The sequence below is a fragment of the Methylobacterium sp. 1030 genome, assembly GCF_040544715.1.
In the GTDB taxonomy this organism is placed as follows: domain Bacteria; phylum Pseudomonadota; class Alphaproteobacteria; order Rhizobiales; family Beijerinckiaceae; genus Methylobacterium.
On the sequence record NZ_JBEPKM010000008.1, the window covers coordinates 178,521 to 194,129 of the forward strand.

A 15,609-nucleotide genomic window follows, 5' to 3' on the forward strand; every position below is an offset into this window, starting at 1 on the left:
CGTCGGGCTTCCCAAGGTTCCGGTTGATGCGCGGCCCCGTCATCGCGAGCGGAGCGACCCGGGGCAGCGGGACGTCAGGAAGCGTGGTGCCACCCTGGGTCGCTTCGCTCCGCTCGCGATGACGGCGGTGTCGAAGTCATCAACCGGGGACGCTGTTCGCGAGCCCGGCACGTCTCGTATCTGCGCTTTTCAGCGGATCTGCCAAGACCGGCGACGCGGGGCCACGGCGCCGCAGCCCGTCAACCCAGGAACGCCGCAAGCTCCGAGACAACCGCGTCCGGCCGCTCCTCCTGGAGGGTGTGACCGCAATCCAGCGCCCGGCCCGAGACGTCGGTCGCCTTCTCGCGCCACGTCTCCAGCACGTCGTAGGTCCGGCCGACTACGCCCTTCGCGCCCCAGAGCGCCAGCAGCGGCGCGGTGATCCGGACCTCGGCATCGGCCGCGTCGTGCTCCAGGTCGATCCCGGCGGCCGCCCGGTAATCCTCGCAGATCGCGTGGCGGCACGCCGGGTCGGAATAACAGCGCAGGTACTCGGCGAAGAGCTCCGGCGGGGTCGAGCCGGGGGTCTTCGACTGGCCCTCGACGTGGTGGCGCAGGAAGTATTCCGGATCGGCCCCGATCAGCATCTCCGGGAGGGGATAGGGCTGGATGAAGAAGAACCACCAGAAATAGCGCGTGGCGAAATCCTTGTCGGTGCGCGCGTACATGGTCGCGGTCGGCGCGATGTCGAACACGGCGATCCGCTCCACGGCCTGCGCATGATCCAGGGCAAGGCGGTGGGCGACGCGCCCGCCCCGATCGTGGCCGACCACCGCGAACCTTTCGTGGCCGAGCGCCCGCATCACCGCCACCGCGTCGGCCGCCATGGCGCGCTTGGAATAGGCGACGTGGCGCTCGCCGCCCGGGGGCTTGGCCGAATCGCCGTAGCCGCGCAGGTCCATCGCCACCACGGCGTGCCGCTCGGCGAGGCGCGGCGCGACGTGGAGCCAGGTCGACAGGGTCTGCGGGTGGCCGTGCAGGAGCAGCACCGGCGGCCCGGACCCGGCCGAGCGGGCGTTGATCGTCACGCCGGGCGCGGTCTCGATCCGGTGCCGGTCGAAACCCGGCAGGAAGTCGCGGGCCATGGATTCGGTCTCCGGGGTCGGTCTCCATCCTGCCGCACTGGCGCGCCGGGATGCACCGGATGATAAGGCGCCTCCGGCACCATGTCCGCCGAACCGCCATGACAGATGCACGCGCGACTCAGGACCCGGCCTTGAACGATTCCGACGCGGCCGAGGCGCCGGCGGCGGAGGCCGCCCCCGCGCCTGCCGTCGCCCCACCTCTGCGGCCCAGCATCCTCGACCCGCTCTTCGCGCCGGCCCGCGCCCTGCCGGGGATCGGGCCGAAGATGGCGCCGCTCATCGAGAAGCTGCTCGGCACCCCCGAGCGCGAGGCCCGGGTCGTTGACCTGCTGTTCCACCTGCCCCAGGGCGGCGTGGCGCGGAAGCTGATGGGCTCGATCAGCGAGGCCCCCACCGGCGAGCCGGTGACGATCGGCGTCACCGTGGTGGCGCACCGCCCGGCCCAGGCCGGGCCCGGCCGGCGCCCGCACCGGGTGCTGGTGGAGGATGCCTCCGGCGACATCTCCCTGGTCTTCTTCGGCATGCCCCGAGCCCGGGTGGAGAAGATGCTGCCGCTCGGGTCGCACCGCTACATCACCGGCCGGATCGACCTCTGGGACGGCACCCGCCAGATGGTCCACCCGTCGCGGATCGTGGACGAGGCGGGCCTCGCGGAACTCCCCGCCGTCGAGCCGGTCTACGGCGCCACCGAGGGGCTGACCTCCCGGGCGATCAACAAGCTCGCGGTCGCGGCCCTCGACCGGCTGCCGGTCCTGCCGGAATGGCAGGACGCGGCCTGGCTGGAGCGGAACCGCCTGCCCGCCTTCGCGGACGCGCTCCGCCTCGAGCATCGCCCCGAGGAGGCGCCCCCGAAGGCCGAGGACCCGCTCCAGCCGCCGCCCGCGACGCCGTCCCGGAAGCGGCTCGCCTACGACGAGCTCCTCGCCTCGCAGCTGGCGCTCGCCCTCCTGCGCGCCCGCCAGCGGCGCAAGGCCGGCCGGGTCAATGCCGGCGACGGCGCCCTGAGCGGGCGCCTCGAGGCCGCCCTCCCCTTCGCGCTGACCGGCGCGCAAGGCCGGGCGGTGGCGGAGATCCGCGCCGACCTCGCGGCGCCCCGGCGGATGCTGCGCCTGCTCCAGGGCGATGTCGGCTCGGGCAAGACCGCGGTGGCCCTGCTCGCCATGGCCTCGGCGGTCGAGGCCGGGCGTCAGGCCGCCCTGATGGCGCCCACCGAGATCCTGGCGCGGCAGCATTTCGAGCGGCTGAGGCCGCTGGCCGGCCCCCTGCGCCTGCGCCTGATGACCGGCCGCGACCGGGCCGCGGAGCGGAAAAGCACGCTGGCCGACCTCGCCGCGGGCGAGATCGACATCCTCGTCGGCACCCACGCCCTGTTCCAGGAGGCGGTGACGTTCCGCGACCTCGGCCTCGCGGTGGTGGACGAGCAGCACCGGTTCGGCGTCCACCAGCGCCTCGCGCTCGGCGCCAAGGGCGAGGCGGTGGACTTCCTGGTCATGACCGCGACGCCGATCCCCCGCACCCTGGCGCTGACCTTCTTCGGCGACATGGACGTCTCGATCCTCGACGAGAAGCCCGCCGGCCGCCAGCCGATCCGGACGATCACCTTGCCGACCGAGCGGATCGACGAGGTCGTGGCCGGCCTCGCCCGGGCGATCGCCGGGGGCGAGCGGGTCTACTGGATCTGCCCCCTTGTGGAGGAATCGGAGTTCGTCGACCTCGCCGCCGCGGCCGAGCGCTTCGACGATCTGCGGAAGCACTTCGGCGACGCGGTCGGGCTGATCCACGGCAAGATGCCCGGCCCCGAGAAGGACGCCGCCATGGCGCGGTTCGCCGCCGGGGAGACCAAGCTCCTGGTCTCGACCACGGTGGTGGAGGTCGGAGTCGACGTGCCCGAGGCCACCATCATGGTGATCGAGCACGCGGAGCGCTTCGGGCTGGCGCAGCTGCACCAGCTCCGCGGCCGGGTCGGGCGCGGCTCGAAGGCCTCCTCGTGCCTGCTGCTCTACCGGGGGCCCCTCGGGCAGGTGTCCCGGGCCCGGCTGGAGATGATGCGCGCGAGCGAGGACGGCTTCCGCATCGCCGAGGCCGACCTGAAGCTGCGCGGCGAGGGCGAGGTGCTCGGCACCCGCCAATCCGGTATGGCGGCGTTCCGGCTGGCGCGGCTGGAGAGCGACGCCGCCCTGCTGGAGGCCGCCCGCGACGACGCGCGGATGATCGTGGAGCGCGATCCCGGCCTCAAGAGTCCGCGGGGACAGGCGCTGCGGGTGCTGCTCTACCTGTTCGAGCGGGAGGCCGCGATCCGGCTGATCGGGGCCGGATGAACGGTTTCCTGAACGGATTCGTTCAGGAAAGTCCGGCCTTCCTGAACGGCCGGATCCGGAATCGCCGCCGCGCGACCGGATCGGTACTCCGATGCGCCGATGTCACAGGCTCTCTGGAAAAGTGTTTCGTTTCAGAGGTTTGACGGGATCGCGCGGAAGCTTGGCGGCGCCGTACGGGCGGTCCGGGAGGCTCCGGACAGGCCTCGTGACCTTGCATCAGCCATATTCTTCCCTTAACTGGAGATGAACGAATGGCCCGGTAAGCCGGGACATCACGGACGAATCTGGAGGACGGACATGTCGAACGGACTGTTCCAAGGCCTGCCGGGCTCCCACGAGATGGCCGGTGCCCACGCCCTGCCGACCGAGCCCTGGCTCCTGCCGATCTCGGATAGCGCCGCCGAGGCGGCGGGCAAGACCGCGGACGAGCTGCAGGCCGCCGTGCGTCGGGCGTCCCGGCCCTTCTGGCTGGCCGCCAACGGGCTCTGCATCGCGCTGGGCCTCGCCCTCACCCTGCAATGCGCCTCCGGCTGGGGCCCGACGGCGCCCCGCAGCGCCGTGACGGTCGCGCAGGCGACGCCGCCGACCATCGCGCCGCAGACCGCCTCGCTGCAGCGCTGAGCCGATAGCAGTCTGATCATTTCAGGGCCGTCCCGCGCGCGCGGGGCGGCCTTTCTCGTGGACGATGGCCGCCAATCCCACGGTCTCCCTCAAGCCGAGGAGCGGTGAGCTCGGCGCGCAGGAGGCCTGGATCGCGCGCCGGCGCCTCGGGAAGGCCCCTTGAGCGGACCGGAGGTCGTCCCCGCTTCGACGCTGCCGTCATCGCGAGCGCAGCGCAGCGACCCAGGGCAGCGGGACGTCCTGCACCGTGGCGCGACACGGGGTGGCTCCGGCCGCCGAGACGGCGACGAAGCCGGCGACCGGGCGCCGCATCACGCGTCCTGCGGCTCCCGGCGGGGCAGCGGTCCGCCGGCCTGCTGGGCCGTCCGCAAGGTGGCCGCCATGGCGTTGAGGCGGCCCTGCGGGTCCTCCGGCTGGATCACCCCGGCCGACATCACCAGCTTGGCGGCGTCGTCGACGCTGATGGCGAGCTCCACCACCTCCGCGCGCGGCAGGTAGAAGAAGAAGCCCGTGGTCGGGTTGGGCGCGCAGGGCAGGAAGACGCCGACGAGGTCGTCCGCCGGCGCCCCCCGGGCCCGCAGCGCCCCCTCGACCTCGTGGGCCGCCGGGGCGGACAGGAACACCACCGACCACGTGCCCTTCACGGGGAACTCCACGAGCCCCACCGTGCGGAACGAGGTGCCGTTGGCCGAGAACAGCGTCTCGAAGATCTGCCGCAGGCCCTTGTAGAGGCCGGAGATCACGGGGGTCCGCGCCAGCAGGACCTCGCCGAACTCGATCACCGAGCGTCCGACGAGGTTCGCCGTGAGGAAGCCCAGCAGGGTCACCGCCAGGAACGCGATCACGAGGCCGAGGCCCGGGATCGAGAACGGCAGGTAGTGGTCCGGCAGGTAGCTCGCCGGGACCAGCGGCTTCACGAACGAATCGATCAGCGCGATGAACCACCACGTGATGTAGGCCGTGATGGCGAGCGGGCCGGCGACGATGATGCCGGTGAGGAAATAGGTGCGCAGCCGGCCGCGCGCGCTGACCCGCGTCTTCGGGGTGCCGCCGCCCGCCGCGGCGTCGGGCTCGGGAACCTGGATCGGCGGGGGAATCGGCGCCACGGGTGCCCTCTCGGCCGCACCACGCGCGGCGATGACGCTGCGGGGCCGTCCCCCGCTGGCAGAGAGGTAGCGGTTGCGCTTGTCCGCCTCAAGGGCGGCCCCGCCTCCCTCAGGCGTCCGCACCCGGCGGTCGGGCGGCGGGGACCGGCATCGCGTCCCGGGGAATCACGGCGCCGCGATGCCCGATCACCGCCCCGGCCAGGCGGTGCGCCTCGGCGGCGGCGGCTTCCGGTGCCAGCCCGGCGATGCGCGCCGCGAGGTAGCCCGCCGCGAAACTGTCGCCCGCCGCCGTCGTGTCGACGACCCGCGCGGCCCGCCCGGCCGGCACGGCGGTGTCGGCCCGGCCGTGCAGCACCCGGGCGACGGGGCCGGATCCGTCCGAGGTCTTGAGCACGATCTCGGCCCGGCCGCGGTGGCGCAGCACCTCGTCCTCGCCCGCCGCGCCGAACAGCCAGTCCAGATCCTCGGCCGAGGCGAAGATCACGTCGGCCAGGTCCAGGGCCGCGCGGAAGGCCGCCCAGGCCTCGTCCCGGTCGGGCCAGCCGCGGGGACGGTAATTGGTGTCGAAGGCGACCTGCCCGCCCCGCTCCCGCAGGCGCGACAGCGTCTCGAACAGGGCGGCGCGCCCGGTCTCGCCGTAGAGCGAGAGGCTGATGCCGGACAGGTAGACGAGGTCGTAGCGCTCCAGCTCCGCCTCCGTCTCGGCGGCGCCCGGCTCGGTGAAGAGGTCCCGGGCCGCGGCCCGGTCGCGCCAGTAGTGGAAGCTGCGCTCGCCGTCGGCATCCGTGCGGATGATGTAGAGGCCCGGCATCCGGCCCTGCAGGCGCCGGACCCGGTCGAGGCCGATGCCCTCGCGGCCCCAGGCCGCCGCCATCTCGTCGCTCCAGATGTCGTCGCCCAGCGCGGTCACGTAGTCCACCGCGACGCCGAGGCGCGCGAGGTAGAGCGCGGTGTTCAGCGTGTCGCCGCCGAAGCCCCGGACCAGATTCCCGTCCGGGCGTTCGGACAGTTCGACCATGCACTCGCCGATGCAGGCGACCCTCATGCGGTTCCTCCCGGTGCGCGACCCCGTGTCCCCGCATTGTACGGCCCGGCCTGTCAATCGCCACCGGTCCCGGTCCCGACCTCGCCGCGACGGCCGCGCTCGCGTGGCCCCGTCGCGCGCCCGTCTGAGGAGCCTCGACGATCCAAGGATCAGCGCGCCAGTCGCTCGATTTCGTGGGATTTGCATATCGATAATTTGGCAAACGTATTGTAATATACGCACCATGACCGATTATGAATCATATACAATTAGTATAATTCACAATAAAATCTGTAATATGCGTGCATGACTCGTCATAGAACCTCGACGTCGCGCTTTTCTGAAGTTCGATTCAATGCCGGAGCGGAAAATCACCATTCTTAAACACCGAAGGTCAGAGAAGCTCCTTCGCGACAGGGGTCATTGTCGAGCGAGATCCGGTCGCGTTGCTGTCGTGACGGTGTGTGCCGAACGCACTGAGGGGCGGGATGCGGTCGAGGATCCCGGAAACCTCCGTTCACAGCGCGGCAGGAACGAATCCGTTCGATCGGGAACAAACCGCCTCGGGCTGGAATGTCGATGCAAGATGTTTGTCGATCGCGGGCGCCATCTCGATGGAGATACGTGCCGGATCTGAAGAAATTCCGGATGAATGGTGAAGTGTTGTGCCGAAAAAATTCTCGTGGCCGAACGGCGGGAACGGTGATACGGTTCGAACGGTGCTGAGATGTTCCATACTGCTTTAAGCGCTCTGACTTTCTCGTCGGGAGAGTTCCTGACTCTCACGGAAAGTCGGGGCGTGAGTGGGGCCTGGAGCTGGATCTTCGCGGGCGAGGAGCAGGTCTGGTCGCCCGGGTTCTACCGGCTGCTCGGGCTCGTTCCGAACGCCGCGAAGGCGCGCTACGACCTGTTGCTGAGCCTGATCCATCCCGAGGACCGGCCTCTCATGCCGACGCTGGCGGACATCCGGCAGGGGCACGTGCCCCGCGAGGTCATCGTCCGGGTGATCCGGACGAACGGCACGGTGCGCACGCTCTCGCTGACGATGGAGGTGCGCGTCTCGGCGGAGGGGCGGCCCGTCGCCCTCAGCGGCACGGCGCTCGACGTGAGCGACCGCGAACAGCTGGCGCGCCTGCGGCAGGAAGAGCGCCGCCGGCAGAGCGCGCTCTACCTCACGGAGCACATCACGACCTTCTCGATGGGGCTCGACCGCGTCCGGGACATCCCGTTCGCCGTCGCCCAGGTCCACGGGCTCCCGCTAGAGGAGATCTGCGCCGAGCCGTATATCCTGATCGTTCCCGAGGAGCGCGCGGGCTTCCGGGCAGCGGCCCTGGAGCAGATCGAGCGGCGGGCGTTCTTCCAGGGGGGCGCCCACGAGCGCCTCGCCAACGGCGAGCTCTGGCACTTCCGGATCCTCACGATGCCCGTCTGGGATCCGGACGGGACCTATCTGGGGCGCTGCGGGCTCAAATACCCCGTCCGCAACCACGCCCCGCCCCCCGGCGGCCTGCACGAGGGGCTGGAGCATTCCGTGAGCGGCCACCACCTGCGGGCCGCGCGGGCGCTCCTCGACTGGTCGATGATGGAGCTCGCTCAGGCGAGCGGCCTGTCGCATTCCACCGTGCGGCGTCTGGAAGAGGACAGCGAGCATCGGGGAAGCCGGTCCCGCCTGCACGCGGTCGAGGCGCTGCGCCGGGCGGGCGTCCGGTTCGTCCCCATCGATGACGGGACCCTGGCGGTCGCCCGGGTCTGAGCGGCCCGCGCGGCCGACGGGCGCTCGCGGGATCTGCCCTGCCCCGCCCCACCGGGTCATCGGGGTCGGTCTCCGCGCTGGCCCCCCGGGGGCCCCCCGACCCCAGCGCGGAGACCGGGACGGGCGGATCGGGCGATCCGCCGTCAGGCATCCCCGCGCCCGTGTCCCGCGGCGGCCCGGACGGGGCCGCCGATCCAGGGCGGTGCGGGCCTGGCCGCCTCAGGCCGCCTTGTGTCCGAGCTGGATCGCCTTGGCGATCTCCGAGCGCTTGGCGGCGTAGCCCGGGGCCACCATCGGGTAGTCGGCCGGCAGGCCGTACTTCGCCCGGTAACGCTCCGGCGTGAGGCCGTGCGCCGTGAGGTGACGCTTCAGGGTCTTGTAGGACCGGCCGTCTATGAAGCTGATCAGGCCGTCCTGCTGGATCGAAGCCTCGATCTGCGCCGCCGTCGGGCCGGTCCAGCCGGGACCGGATCCCGAGCCGCCGCCCTGCAGCACCGATATGGCCGTGTGCACCTGGTCGATCAGAACCGGCAGGTCGCCCACGCCCACCGCATTCCGAGACACGTAGGCCGCGACCAGTGATGCCGTGCACTTGATCAGGTCTGTGTTCAGGTCCGAGGTCTTTTCGTTCAGATCGATGGTGTTCATGAATCCCCCAGTACCGAAATTCGAGGCATGAAAACCGGCGCATCGATAAAGCTGAGGCTAGGATCAGATTTTACCGCCCAAGCATGCGCCGAATTGCTTCGAGTGTGCCAAGATTGGCGCGTAACTATACAAAAACTGTCTATTTTGTCTATACTTTATCTTAGGATGTTCTTTGAACACTTTCTGTTCTTGCGAGGCAACATGAGGTTGCCAGGCCTGCGGCGTCTCGCAAACAGTGCGCAGTTTCGGCCTCCGGTCCGTGAGGCTGTCCGCGATGACTGCGAACGGCCGCGCGATGACGGGCTGCAGGGGCGCGAATCAGCGGCGGAGACAGGGACGGATCGCGGATGCCGCCCGGTTACGGGTCAATCGGACCGCGGCCCGCGTCCCTGCTGACCATCGGTCGGGCGGCGCGCGACGGGATCCCGGGGGCCGTGGCGCTTCTCCACGGCCTCTCCGCGGGCGCTGGCGCCGCGACCGGGCCGCGATTAACAAAGTTCTCAGGCAAGGCGTGGATCGTGCGCCGGGCGCGTCGCGAAACGCTCGCACGTCGGGAGCCTCGTTCCGGCCGTGACGGCACGGCGGCATCCGTGCGAGAGGCCCGTCGACGCGCGCTATCGAGGGCGACCCCTATGTCCGGACCCTGTGCGACCACTATCCCGCGCGCGCTCTCCGCGCTCGAAGCGCCCGGACCGGGCGCCGCGGACGCGGTCGGCGGCCGGATGCCGCCCCTCTGGATGCTGCTCGTCGGCCGGGCCGCGGTCCGCCGTCACTGGCACCTCATCGCCGCCACCGGCCTGCTGTGGTCGTCGCTCGGCCTCCTGGTGGTGATCGATTCCCTCGACGGTGCGCTCCACGTCCCGGACCGGTGGTTCGGCCTGATCCTCCTGGCCGAGGGCGTGAGTTCCCTCCTCGTCGGCGCGTCCGCGATCGGCGCCGCGCGCCGCCTGCGCCTCGCCAAGGGCGCGCTGCTGTCGGTCATGGCCGTGCTGATCATGATGGCCACGAAGCACAGCACCTTCCTGCTCGCCATGATCTTCGGCGTCGCCTTCGTGGTCGACGGCCTCGTCCGGATCACGATCGCCGGCCTGCTGAAATTCGCTGGCTGGCGGATGTCGGTCGCCCTCGGCGGCCTCAGCATCGCCTTCGGCCTGTTCCATCTCCAGCCCTGGCCGACCTGGTACGCCGGCACGGTCGGCTACTGCATCGGCATGTTCCTGATCCTGAACGGCGCCAACCTCGCGCTGGTCGGGCTGCGCACCCGGCGCCTGGGCACCGCCGAGCCGGCGGTGTCGGTCGGCGGCGACGAGCCCGGCAGCCTGACGGTCTATGTCTGGACGCCCACCGGGCAGGCGACCACCCCCGCCGGCCAGCGGCTGATCCGGCGCTACGTCGCCTCCGTCGACAAGGCCGGGCGCTTCTCCACCGGCCACGCGGCCCTGCAGCAGGGCGACGACCTCTACGTCAGCCACTACCCCGCGGTGGAGATCGACCGCTCCCCCGCCAACCTGCGCTCGAGCCTGCGCGCGGGCCCGGAGAACGACGTGCCCGGGCGCTTCCTGCCCTCGCACGCCGCGGAGGTGGCGGACTGGTGCCCCGCGACGGTGGCGGTGACGCTGAACGGCATCGACGCCGCCCGGCTGCGGGCGTTCTGGGCGCAGTACAGCCGCGACACCACCTACAACTTCATCAGCCGCAACTGCTCCACCACGGTGGCGCGGGCGCTGGACATCGCCGTGGAGGGCGCGTTCAGCCGCGGCGGGCATCCCTGGCGGCGGCTCGCGGCGGCGCTGACCACGCCGGAGTTCTGGGCGGCGGCCTTCCTGCGCAACGGGGCGCGGTCCATGACCTGGACCCCGGGCCTCGTGCTCGATTACACGCGGGCGCTGAGCGCCCTCGTGGATCCGGCCTCGCCGGTGCCGTCGATCGCCTGGAAGCGGGTCGGCTGGCGGCTCCTGCGCAACTGGCGGGCGCGGGACCTCGCGCCCCTGAGCCCGATCGCCCGGCAGCCCTCCGTGCCGGGAGCCGGCCCGACAGAAGCCTGATCCCGGCCTGATCCCGGCCCGATCGGGACTCGGGACCGCGGTCGCCCGCTCAGGGGTCCTTGCGGGCGGCGGGGCGACCGGCAGCGAGGTCGCCCGCGATGGCCTGCATCACCGCCAGCGTGTCGACCTCGTCCTGCTCGGCGCCGTGGTCGCTGAGCTTCACGATCACCGTGCCGGTCGCGCGGTTCACGTAGATGTACTGGCCGTAGACGCCGATCGCCGAGATGTCGTCGTCCTCGCCGCCCGGGGCGTGCCACCACTGGGCCGAGTACTGCCAGCCGTCGACGTCGCGCCGGGCCGGCGTCATGATCCGCTCGATCCAGCGGCCCGGGATGATGCGGTGATCGCCCGACCGGCCCTGGTCGGCCACCAGAAGGCCGAGGCGGGCGAAGTCGCGGGCCGTCGCGTTGATGCAGCAGAACGCCTTCTCGATGCCGCCGGGCCGGTCGAGGTTCCAGGTGGCGTCGGCCTGGGCGCCCATCGGCTTCCAGATCCGCTCCGAGAGGATGTCGGCCAGCGGCTTGCCCTCGACCCGGGCGAGGATCAGGCCGAGCAGCTCGGTGTCGATGCTGCGGTAGCGGCCCTTGGTGCCGGGCTTGAACGCCAGGTGGGCGTTGTCGCGCACGAACGCCGTGAGATCGCGCGTCAGGTACATGCCGGCGGTGCCGGTCAGGGGATGCCGGGGGTCGTAGTTCTCCGGCACGGCGATGCCGCTCGCCATGTCGAGGAGGTTGCGCACGGTGATCTGGCCGAAGACCGCGCCGTTCCGCAGCTCGGGCAGGAGGGTGGAGACCCGGTCGGTCTCGGCGAGCTGACCCCGCGCCACCGCGGCGCCGACCAGCAGCGAGACGATGGACTTCGCCACCGACCACGAGGGGAACAGTGTCTCCGGTCCTGTGCCCGCGCGCTGCCACTCGTGGATCAGGATGCCGTCCTGCAGCACCAGGAACGCGTTGGTGTGGGTCGCCTCCAGCACCGTCATCAGCGGGACCGTCTTCCCCTTCCAGGGGACGCGGTCGAGGATCGGGCGCGGCCGCGCCGGCAGGTCGCTCGCCCGGGCCGGGGCCTGGACGATCCGGCTCGGGAACCACGTGCCCACCGACGACGGCTCGATGACCGCGAGCGCCGTCAGGGTGACGGGATCGGGGACGTTGATCAGCGCGGCCGCGGTCCAGGCGCAGCCCGCGATCGCGGCGCCGCCCGCCGCGGCGATCGCGCCCCAGCGGCGGCCCCGGCGCGCGCGGGCCGGAGAATCCGGGATCGCCAAGGACGCGGTCATGCTGGATCTGTGTCGCTCTGGATCGTCGCTGTCGCGCGGCCGGCCCCGGGGCGGGACGGCGCGCGGTCACCATGATCAGCAGGCCTTAACGAAAGCCCCAATCGGCCCCGGCGCCGGGCCGGTCCGTCGCCCGCGAAGCGGCGAGCCGCCGGTTCGGAAATGTTCACGGATCTGTGGCCTTGTGTCCGGCGGCCGCCGACGTCCGCGGCCGTTTCGACGCGGATCCGGGCCGGCCCAGCGCCGCCCCGTCCGCGCGGGCGTCCGATTCGAACCTGTTTCTACACGCCTCGACCGCCCGACTCACCCAGCCCGCGCAGCCCGAAAGTCCGCCGTGCCATGAATCCGTACCTGATCCTCGGGCTCGCCATCGGCGCGGAGGTGACCGCCACCCTGGCGCTGAAGGCCGCCGACGGCCTCACCCGCCCGGGGCCGACGGTGATCGTGGCGCTCGGTTACGGCACCGCCCTGTGGCTGATGTCGACCAGCATGGACATGCTGCCGATCGGCGTGGTCTACGCGATCTGGTCGGGGATCGGCATGATCGGCGCGGCGCTCGGCGGCGCGTGGCTGTACGGCGAGGCGCTCAACCCGACGATGCTGGTGGGCATCGGGGTGATCGCCCTGGGCGTGACCGTCCTGGCCGCGGGTCAGGGCCAGCACTGAGGCTCCCGGTCCGGTCCCGAAACGGGACAGCCTCGCCACATCCTCGCCGCGAACATGCCGTCAAGCTTGGCCTTCGTCCGGTCGGAGCGGAACACCGCCCGGCTGGTCAGGCTGGAGGAGCACGGAGCGCGGATGCATGCGGGGTAGCGAGAGGACGAAGGTCGGTCCTGCACTGATCGTTCTGGCGGCGGCCGGCGGCCTGGGGGCCTGCAACACCGCGTCGCCGGTGCTCACGACGGGATCGATCCCCGACCGCAAGCCGCCGATGGTCGTCAGCGACGCCGAGCGCGATTGTCTGGGCCGCGCCATGTACTTCGAGTCGAACAGGAGCGACAGCGACGGGCTGGTCGCCGTCGGCACGGTCGTGATGAACCGGCTCGAGAACGCGATCTTCCCAGGCGGCATCTGCGCGGTGGTCGGGCAGCCGGGCCAGTTCGCGCCGGGCGTCCTCACCAAGCCGATGCAGGAGAAGGACCTGCAGAAGGTCGCCGACGCCGCCGACGCCGTCCTGGCCGGCGAGCGGCACCCGAAGGTCGGGAAGGCGATGTTCTTCCACACCGCGGGCCACCGCTTCCCCTACACGAACATGCACTACGTGGCCGTCGCCGGCGGCAACGCCTTCTACGAGAAGCGCGACAGGCGCACGGCCAAGCTGGAGAAGCTGGAGAAGCCGGCTCAGCAGGACAGGCCGGCCACGCCCGCCCTGCCCGCGACGGCCCTGACCTTCGCGGCCGTACCCGCGCCGCCCGCCGCGGGCCCCTGATCAAGGCGGCCCGATCCGACAGCCGCGTCCCGGATCTGCGCGCGGTGAGCTCCGGTCAGCCGGCCGCCGCGTCCTCCGCGCGGCTCGCCCGCAGGGTTCGGGCCTCCTGCCGGGCGGCGGCCAGCACCCGCTCCCGGCGCACCGGCTCCCGCAGCGATTCCCACAGACGGAGCAGCTCCAGCGTCGGCAGCGCGTCGCAATCCGGCGACGCGTCCCCGGATGTGCGCCCGGTCGCCGGCGCGCATTCGGCGAAGAAGATCTCGACCGGGCTCCCCAGGGCCTCGGCCAGTCTCCCCAGGAGCGCGTCGGCCTGGACGGTCGGGATCATGGGAAATCCTGTTTCTGCGCGGGCGGTCGAACCGGATCCTTACCTTTAAGTTGTATGCTCGGCATTCAACCAGGTTACTGCACCGCCATGTCCGACGACGACGGTTTTGACCGCATGGTGGAGGCGACGATCCTGGCCCATCAACTCGTGGCCGCGCACGGCACGGCGACGATGCAGCTCCTGTCCCGATTGCTGCTCATGGAGATCGGTACGGAGATCGCGGCGCGGCGCGATCCCGATCCGGCCGCCAACGACAATCCGGACGCCCTGGAGGATTAGGTCGCGGACTCATTAAGCTCGCAGCCAGACCCGCAGGGCTGCGAGCTTGACGCTGGCTAGGAAGTTGTCGGGATCCTTGTCGTAACGGGTGGCGACGGCCCGGAAGTGCTTGATCTTGCTGAAGAAGCGCTCGACCAAGTTGCGGTACTTGTACAGGAACGGGCTGAACGCCGGCACTCGCTTGCGGTTGGGCATCGGCTTCACATTCGCCCACGCGCCCTGCTCCGCCATCCGAGTGCGAAGCGCGTCGCTGTCATAGGCTCGATCCCCCAGCAGGATCTGGCCCGTGCCCAGACCGCCCAGCATGTCGGCCGCCGCGCGCCCATCGTGCGCTTGACCCGCAGTGATTTTGAGCGCCACCGGACGGCCGTCAGCATCCACCAAAGCGTGGATCTTGCTCGTCAGGCCGCCGCGCGAGCGACCCATGCCACCGGATCGGCCATCTTTTTTTGGGCGCAGGCGGCATGCTGGTGAACCCGCACGCTGGTCGCGTCGATCATCTGCAGGTCGCCGTCGTAAGCCTTTGACACCGCATCCAAAAGCCGATCCCAGATGCCACGCTTGCGCCAGCGCCGAAAACGGTTGCCGCAGGTCGTATGTGGGCCGTAGCGCGCCGGGATGTCGGCCCAGGGCGCGCCCGTGCGCAGCCGCCAGAAGATCCCATTCAGCACCCGCCGATCATCCACGCGCTCCTTGCCGCGCACGTCCGTCGGCAACAGCGGTTCGATCACCGCCCACTCCGCATCCGTCAGATCAAACCGCGCCATCAAGGCCCTCCTGCTCAGAGGGCTAACGACGCCGCGGTTCAACCGTGCCAGCCGTTATGGGTTCGCGACCTAGAGCGCGCTCCGCCGGCATTCCGGTCGGATCGGGTCCCGGCGGAAGAACCGGCCTGGCCCGTAATCCTTGGCGCGATGCAATGGAGCGGGCGGCAAATCTGTTGATCGGCCCATCGATCCGAGCAGGCGGCATTTACAAGGATGGATAACGGTCTAGCTTCTGGGTAGAAACTACCCACGAATCACGGATCCCTCGCCGATGATCGCCGAACGGGTAGCGCTCGCTGGTGCGCTCCTCCTGCTGAGCATCACGCCCGCGGTCCCCCAGCTGCGCCGTCCGATGACGTGTACGGTGGAGGCGTCGACCAGTCTCGATGTCGCCGCACCCGAAGGCGCCAAACCGCAATCCCAGAAGGCCCGGACATTCTCGCTGGTCTCCAGCGGCGGCCTGCTGACCGTGATCTCGGCCGGGCGCTCCGACTATTACGAGTGCCAGACGGCCTCGCCGCGGCTGAACGAGCGCACGCCGCGCAACGCGATCAAGTGTCAGAACGGCGTCTACTTCCTTCTGATCGACCTCAACAAGATGAATTTCGTCGAGGCGCAGCTCAATCCCGAGGAGCGCAACGACGTCAAGGTCAGCTACGGGAATTGTCGGACCCTGTAGGGGCGTCGCCGGGCAACCTAGTCCATGTGGATCAGGACGTACGCGGCGGCGGCAACGGCCGTGAGGGTGAGGACCACCAGCAGCGCCGTTTTCCCGGGCGGTCCTTCCGGCGGGTCTGGGGCGTCGGTCATGCGGCTCCTCCGGGCCGGTGACGGGGCCTCTGCCGAAAGGGCCCGGTCCTTCGGTTGGTTCCCTGACCGGGCCCGGTCCGC

General features: G+C 70.8%; 16 protein-coding genes. 8 read left to right on the plus strand and 8 right to left on the minus strand.

Annotation, left to right across the window (positions count from 1 at the left end; translation table 11 throughout):
• Positions 1–239 precede the first annotated feature (239 nt).
• A complete protein-coding gene (locus ABIC30_RS13535; RefSeq protein ID WP_042672765.1) occupies positions 240–1,124 on the minus strand; it encodes an alpha/beta fold hydrolase in 885 nt (294 codons plus the stop codon).
• Positions 1,125–1,222: 98 nt separating this feature from the next.
• Between ABIC30_RS13535 and recG the strand changes: the two genes are divergently transcribed.
• Positions 1,223–3,442, plus strand: coding sequence for an ATP-dependent DNA helicase RecG (gene recG / locus ABIC30_RS13540; RefSeq protein WP_244603191.1), 2,220 nt, complete (start codon positions 1,223–1,225; stop codon positions 3,440–3,442).
• A 297-nt stretch (positions 3,443–3,739) separates the two neighbouring features.
• Positions 3,740–4,063, plus strand: a complete 324-nt coding sequence (locus ABIC30_RS13545; RefSeq protein ID WP_042672773.1) for a hypothetical protein — start codon at positions 3,740–3,742, stop codon at positions 4,061–4,063.
• Positions 4,064–4,374: 311 nt separating this feature from the next.
• On the opposite strand, the gene ABIC30_RS13550 is transcribed toward ABIC30_RS13545, so the two are convergent.
• The 3 genes from ABIC30_RS13550 to ABIC30_RS13560 form a co-directional block, all read right to left on the minus strand.
• Positions 4,375–5,169: a DUF502 domain-containing protein gene (locus ABIC30_RS13550; RefSeq protein WP_042672775.1), complete on the minus strand. Its 795-nt coding sequence runs from the start codon at positions 5,167–5,169 to the stop codon at positions 4,375–4,377.
• A 109-nt stretch (positions 5,170–5,278) separates the two neighbouring features.
• Entirely contained in the window at positions 5,279–6,214 is a 936-nt protein-coding gene (locus ABIC30_RS13555) for a sugar kinase (protein ID WP_042672778.1), read from the minus strand.
• Positions 6,215–6,710: 496 nt separating this feature from the next.
• Entirely contained in the window at positions 6,711–6,929 is a 219-nt protein-coding gene (locus ABIC30_RS13560; RefSeq protein ID WP_128083362.1) for a hypothetical protein, read from the minus strand.
• Between the two features lie 63 nt (positions 6,930–6,992).
• Here ABIC30_RS13560 and ABIC30_RS13565 point away from each other — a divergent pair, with 63 nt between their 5' ends.
• Positions 6,993–7,946, plus strand: coding sequence for a PAS domain-containing protein (locus tag ABIC30_RS13565; RefSeq protein ID WP_244603190.1), 954 nt, complete (start codon positions 6,993–6,995; stop codon positions 7,944–7,946).
• Positions 7,947–8,165: 219 nt separating this feature from the next.
• On the opposite strand, the gene ABIC30_RS13570 is transcribed toward ABIC30_RS13565, so the two are convergent.
• The gene (locus ABIC30_RS13570; RefSeq protein ID WP_020093268.1) at positions 8,166–8,594 is read right to left on the minus strand and encodes a Ros/MucR family transcriptional regulator; all 429 of its coding nucleotides are present in this window, start codon (positions 8,592–8,594) and stop codon (positions 8,166–8,168) included.
• Between the two features lie 632 nt (positions 8,595–9,226).
• On the opposite strand from ABIC30_RS13570, the gene ABIC30_RS13575 reads away from it, so the two are divergent.
• The gene (locus ABIC30_RS13575; protein ID WP_056523253.1) at positions 9,227–10,639 is read left to right on the plus strand and encodes a DUF4105 domain-containing protein; all 1,413 of its coding nucleotides are present in this window, start codon (positions 9,227–9,229) and stop codon (positions 10,637–10,639) included.
• A gap of 49 nt (positions 10,640–10,688) precedes the next feature.
• On the opposite strand, the gene ABIC30_RS13580 is transcribed toward ABIC30_RS13575, so the two are convergent.
• Positions 10,689–11,918 carry a serine hydrolase domain-containing protein gene (locus ABIC30_RS13580; protein WP_103985009.1) on the minus strand — a complete coding sequence of 410 codons (1,230 nt, stop codon included), beginning with the start codon at positions 11,916–11,918 and terminating at the stop codon, positions 10,689–10,691.
• Between the two features lie 336 nt (positions 11,919–12,254).
• Between ABIC30_RS13580 and ABIC30_RS13585 the strand changes: the two genes are divergently transcribed.
• Both ABIC30_RS13585 and ABIC30_RS13590 read left to right on the plus strand, forming a co-directional pair.
• The gene (locus tag ABIC30_RS13585; protein ID WP_020093265.1) at positions 12,255–12,581 is read left to right on the plus strand and encodes a DMT family transporter; all 327 of its coding nucleotides are present in this window, start codon (positions 12,255–12,257) and stop codon (positions 12,579–12,581) included.
• 136 nt (positions 12,582–12,717) lie between these two features.
• Positions 12,718–13,344 (plus strand): cell wall hydrolase, encoded by a 627-nt coding sequence (locus tag ABIC30_RS13590; protein ID WP_103985008.1) that lies wholly within the window; start codon positions 12,718–12,720, stop codon positions 13,342–13,344.
• A 55-nt stretch (positions 13,345–13,399) separates the two neighbouring features.
• Here ABIC30_RS13590 and ABIC30_RS13595 read toward each other — a convergent pair whose 3' ends face one another.
• Positions 13,400–13,672 carry a hypothetical protein gene (locus ABIC30_RS13595; protein ID WP_020093263.1) on the minus strand — a complete coding sequence of 91 codons (273 nt, stop codon included), beginning with the start codon at positions 13,670–13,672 and terminating at the stop codon, positions 13,400–13,402.
• Positions 13,673–13,759: 87 nt separating this feature from the next.
• Here ABIC30_RS13595 and ABIC30_RS13600 point away from each other — a divergent pair, with 87 nt between their 5' ends.
• The gene (locus tag ABIC30_RS13600) at positions 13,760–13,951 is read left to right on the plus strand and encodes a hypothetical protein (RefSeq protein ID WP_091677546.1); all 192 of its coding nucleotides are present in this window, start codon (positions 13,760–13,762) and stop codon (positions 13,949–13,951) included.
• A 12-nt stretch (positions 13,952–13,963) separates the two neighbouring features.
• Here ABIC30_RS13600 and ABIC30_RS13605 read toward each other — a convergent pair.
• Positions 13,964–14,718, minus strand: a protein-coding gene (locus ABIC30_RS13605) for an IS5 family transposase (protein ID WP_354455430.1) whose coding sequence is annotated in 2 segments (ribosomal slippage) — positions 13,964–14,394 and positions 14,394–14,718 — 756 coding nt in all. Because the reading frame shifts where the segments join, the coding sequence is not laid out codon by codon here.
• Between the two features lie 271 nt (positions 14,719–14,989).
• Between ABIC30_RS13605 and ABIC30_RS13610 the strand changes: the two genes are divergently transcribed.
• On the plus strand, positions 14,990–15,397 hold the full coding sequence (locus ABIC30_RS13610) for a hypothetical protein (RefSeq protein ID WP_042670689.1): 408 nt from the start codon (positions 14,990–14,992) through the stop codon (positions 15,395–15,397).
• Positions 15,398–15,609: the final 212 nt, after the last annotated feature.

Bases quoted from the DNA above. Each gene is read 5' to 3' on its own strand.
- ABIC30_RS13535 (WP_042672765.1), bottom strand. From the start codon at position 1,124: ATGGCCCGCGACTTCCTGCCGGGTTTCGACCGGCACCGGATCGAGACC.
- recG (WP_244603191.1), top strand. From the start codon at position 1,223: ATGACAGATGCACGCGCGACTCAGGACCCGGCCTTGAACGATTCCGAC.
- ABIC30_RS13545 (WP_042672773.1), top strand. From the start codon at position 3,740: ATGTCGAACGGACTGTTCCAAGGCCTGCCGGGCTCCCACGAGATGGCC.
- ABIC30_RS13555 (WP_042672778.1), bottom strand. From the start codon at position 6,214: ATGAGGGTCGCCTGCATCGGCGAGTGCATGGTCGAACTGTCCGAACGC.
- ABIC30_RS13560 (WP_128083362.1), bottom strand. From the start codon at position 6,929: ATGGAACATCTCAGCACCGTTCGAACCGTATCACCGTTCCCGCCGTTC.
- ABIC30_RS13570 (WP_020093268.1), bottom strand. From the start codon at position 8,594: ATGAACACCATCGATCTGAACGAAAAGACCTCGGACCTGAACACAGAC.
- ABIC30_RS13575 (WP_056523253.1), top strand. From the start codon at position 9,227: ATGTCCGGACCCTGTGCGACCACTATCCCGCGCGCGCTCTCCGCGCTC.
- ABIC30_RS13580 (WP_103985009.1), bottom strand. From the start codon at position 11,918: ATGACCGCGTCCTTGGCGATCCCGGATTCTCCGGCCCGCGCGCGCCGG.
- ABIC30_RS13585 (WP_020093265.1), top strand. From the start codon at position 12,255: ATGAATCCGTACCTGATCCTCGGGCTCGCCATCGGCGCGGAGGTGACC.
- ABIC30_RS13590 (WP_103985008.1), top strand. From the start codon at position 12,718: ATGCGGGGTAGCGAGAGGACGAAGGTCGGTCCTGCACTGATCGTTCTG.
- ABIC30_RS13595 (WP_020093263.1), bottom strand. From the start codon at position 13,672: ATGATCCCGACCGTCCAGGCCGACGCGCTCCTGGGGAGACTGGCCGAG.
- ABIC30_RS13600 (WP_091677546.1), top strand. From the start codon at position 13,760: ATGTCCGACGACGACGGTTTTGACCGCATGGTGGAGGCGACGATCCTG.
- ABIC30_RS13610 (WP_042670689.1), top strand. From the start codon at position 14,990: ATGATCGCCGAACGGGTAGCGCTCGCTGGTGCGCTCCTCCTGCTGAGC.